Consider the following 782-nt stretch of genomic DNA (forward strand, 5'->3'; position numbering starts at 1 on the left):
AATCAATGAGTGTTTAGATCATTTACTGTCTTCTAATCTTGACCCGATAAGTGAAGCTGTTTGGCGCGCAAACGATCAAAAGGTCGAAGCGATACTAATTGCGATGCTGGATGATTGTCATTTGCATATTTCTGGGAAAGAAACCAGAAAGTATACGCTCAGCTATGATGACGGTCGTACTATAACGGTTGGAAGTATTGGGGCCTCTGCCCGCATCGAGCAATCTGTCTATCCAATTAGTTATTGGAAGGGAGGGGAGGCTCAAGCCTACTGGTTAGGAGAGCTGGCTGTCGTCCAGAGTTTAGATGGGGTCATTGAAGAGGTTTCTAGGGAAGGACTGACTAGCTTTTTATTGTATGTGCTGGTTGTCGCTTGTTGCTCGCTAACGAGTGTTTTGCTTGGATATCAGATTGTTGTTAGGCGCTTGCGTCAGTTTATGATTGACCTGAAAAACCAGAATGTAGATGAGTCTATGAAGAGGCTTTCTTCATTAGAGGATACTGAGGTCTCTGAACTGTGGTTATCGATTCTAGAGTATAAGCAGGAGATGGAAGAGCGTCTGTATAAGTCTGAGGCTCGTTTAACGTTGTCGCAGAAGGAGTTAGAAGCAGCACGCAAGAACAGCGAGACGAAAAGCTTGTTTCTAGCAAAAATGAGCCATGAGTTGCGAACGCCAATGAACGGGTTGCTAGGTTTCACTTCGTTATTGCTGGAATCGAAGTTGGAAGATGAACAGCGTGAGTATGCTCAAACTATTCAGGTGTCTTTAGAGTCATTGTTGT

The 782-nt window shown here is 44.1% G+C and carries 1 protein-coding gene; it reads left to right on the forward strand.

Annotation, left to right across the window (positions count from 1 at the left end; translation table 11 throughout):
• On the forward strand, window positions 1–782 hold a 782-nt coding region (locus tag A3763_RS04945), incomplete at both ends, for a histidine kinase dimerization/phospho-acceptor domain-containing protein (protein ID WP_304440789.1).

The sequence above is a fragment of the Oleiphilus sp. HI0128 genome (assembly GCF_001635365.1).